We start from the raw sequence: 2,983 nt of genomic DNA, 5'->3' as shown, positions 1-2,983 counted from the left end.
CCCTCGCCCTGCCTGCCGCAGCCCAGCGCGCCAGCTCGGCCGCGGAACTGGACGCGGCCGACAACGGCCTGCTGGTCCTCAGCTACCACGACGTGCGCGATGATGTGCTGGAAAAATCCGACGGCGACGCCTACGCGGTCAGCACGCAGAACTTCGCCGCACACCTGGACTGGCTGTCCGCGCATGGCTATCACCCGGTCTCGCTGTCACAGCTGATCAAGGCCTCGCGCGGCGAAGCAACGCTGCCGCCGCGACCGGTGCTGCTGACCTTCGACGACGGCCTGCGCAGCGTGTACAGCCGCGTCTATCCGCTGCTGCGCGCGTACAACTATCCGGCGCTGGTGGCGGTGATCACCGACTACGTGGACATGGCACCGGGCCGCACCATCGACTACGGCTACCGTCCCTTCGGCCATGACGACTTCCTGACCTGGGACCAGCTGCGCGAGATGCAGGCCAGCGGCCTGATCGAACTGGCCAGCCATACCGACAACCTGCACCACGGCGTGCAGTCCAACCCGCAGGGCAACCAGACCCCGGCGGTGATCACCCGCATCTACGACCCCAAGGCGCAGCGCTATGAAAGCGCGCAGGAGTACGAGAAGCGCCTGCGCGACGATCTCGGCCGCAGCGTACAGCGCATCGAGAAGGAGCTGGGTGTACGCCCGAAAGCGATCGTCTGGCCGTATGCCGCCTACAACCAGTTGAGCAACGACATCGCCGAGCAGCTGGGCATGCCGGTGTCCTTCGACCTGGAAGGTCGCAGCACGCCGGTGACGGCCGACCTGCATGGCCTGGCACGCCTGCTGGTGACCAGMAATCCGAACATCACCTCGCTGGCCTTCGAGCTGCRCCGCAACGYCAATCTGGACGGCACCCGTGCACTGCAGATCGATATGGACTCGGTCTACGACAGCGACCCTGCACAGCAGGCGCGCAACCTGGATGCGCTGATCGAGCGGGTGAAGCGGATCGGCCCGACCCATGTCTACCTGCAGGCCTTCGCCGATCCGGACGGCAACAACACCGCCGATGCCCTGTACTTCCCGAACCGCCACCTGCCGATGCGCGCGGACCTGTTCAACCGCGTCGCCTGGCAGCTGAAAACCCGTGCCGGGGTGAAGGTGTATGCGTGGTTGCCGGTGCTGGGCTATGAACTGCCCGACGCTGCGCAGCGTGCGGCGCTGGGCATCCAGAGCCCGGAACGCGATGGCATGTACCGCCTGGATTTCACCAAGCCGCAGGCACGACAGATCATCAAGGACATCTACGAAGACCTGGCGATCAATTCGTATTTCGAAGGCCTGCTGTTCCACGATGACGGCTACGTGCGCGATACCGAACTTGCCCAGCTGCCGCAGGAAGGCAGCGACGGCGGCCGCACCCAGGCGCTGATTGATTTCACCCTGGAACTGCGTGACAGCGCACAACGCTGGCGCCCCAAGCTGGGCACCGTGCGCAACCTGTACGCGCAGCCGGTGCTGGAGCCGCAGAGCGCGGCGTGGTTCGCCCAGCGCCTGGACCTGTTTAACAAGGCTTACGACCGTACCGCGCTGATGGCGATGCCGTGGATGGAAGGCAGCCGCCGCCCGCAGCGTTGGCTGGACAAGCTGGTGGTGGCCGTGCGTGCGCACGACCCCGAGCTGAAGCACACGATGTTCGAGCTGCAGACCGTGGACTGGCGCACGCAGCGGCCGATCAGCGGCGAACAGCTGCGCGCGCAGATCCGCCGCCTGCAGGCACAGGGCGTGCGCCATTTCGCGTGGTACCCGGACGATTTCATCGCCGACAAGCCGTCGACCCAGGATGCACGCGCGGCGATGTCCGCGCGCAACTTCCCGTATCCGGAGAAGTGACGTGGACATGAATCCGTGGCTCAACGCCATGTTCCAGTTCGCCTTCTTCTACCCCATGGTGATGGCGTTCTTCTGGATGTCCGGGGGCCTGTACTACTTCTTCCGCCGTGAGCGGAAGTCGCGGCCGCGCAACGATCCACCACCGATGGCGGAGTATCCGTTCGCCAGCCTGCTGATCCCGTGCCACAACGAATCGGCGAACCTGGACGACACCCTCGGCGCGGCATTGGCCCAGCGCTATCCGGACTTTGAGGTGATCGCCATCAACGATGGCAGCACCGACGACACCGGCACCCGCCTGGACGCGCTTGCAGAGCTTCATCCGCGCCTGCGCGTGGTCCACCTGGACCGCAACCTGGGCAAGGCCAACGCGTTGCGCATGGGCGCGCTGGCCGCGAGATCGGAGTACCTGGTGTGCATCGATGGTGATGCCATGCTGGAAGAGTTCGCCATGCACTGGATGGTCTGGCACCTGACCAGCGGCCCACGCGTGGGTGCGGTGACCGGCAACCCGCGCATCCGCAACCGCTCCACCCTGCTCGGCCGCCTGCAGGTGGCGGAGTTCTCCTCGATCATCGGCATGATCAAGCGCGCCCAACGCGTGTACGGCCGCATCTTCACCGTGTCCGGCGTCATTGCCGCGTTCCGTCGCACCGCCCTGCATCGCATCGGCTACTGGGCCGATGACATGGTCACCGAGGACATCGACATCAGCTGGCGGCTGCAGCTGGATCATTGGGACATCCGTTACGAGCCCAATGCGCTGTGCTTCATCCTGATGCCGGAAACGCTGAAGGGCCTGTGGCGGCAGCGACTGCGCTGGGCACAGGGCGGCGTGGAAGTCCTGTTGCGCCACGGCTCCTCGTTGTTCAGCTGGCGCAAGCGGCGGATGTGGGGCGTGCTGCTGGAATACATCCTCAGCGTGCTGTGGGCCTACACCATGCTGGTGATCATCCTGCTGTGGGCAGTGGGCAAGTTCATCCCGATGCCGCCGTCGCTGTACATCGACACGTTGCTGCCGCAATGGCATGGCGTGATCCTGGCCCTGGTCTGCCTGCTGCAGTTCGCCAGCAGCCTGATCATCGACAGGCGTTACGAAACGCATATCGGCCGCAACTATTTCTGGG

General features: G+C 65.2%; 2 protein-coding genes. Both read left to right on the top strand.

Translation table 11 applies throughout. The annotated features are described in order from the left end of the window. Window positions 1–8: 8 nt before the first annotated feature. The gene (gene pgaB / locus AC1VAN_RS16800; RefSeq protein ID WP_480986250.1) at window positions 9–1,856 is read left to right on the top strand and encodes a poly-beta-1,6-N-acetyl-D-glucosamine N-deacetylase PgaB; all 1,848 of its coding nucleotides are present in this window, start codon (window positions 9–11) and stop codon (window positions 1,854–1,856) included. A 7-nt stretch (window positions 1,857–1,863) separates the two neighbouring features. Then, the coding region (pgaC, locus tag AC1VAN_RS16795; protein ID WP_480986249.1) for a poly-beta-1,6-N-acetyl-D-glucosamine synthase at window positions 1,864–2,983 on the top strand (1,120 nt) is incomplete at its 3' end.

Source organism: Stenotrophomonas sp. 05L44_2, from assembly GCF_056665995.1.
This window is presented reverse-complemented; position numbering and strand designations above follow the sequence as displayed.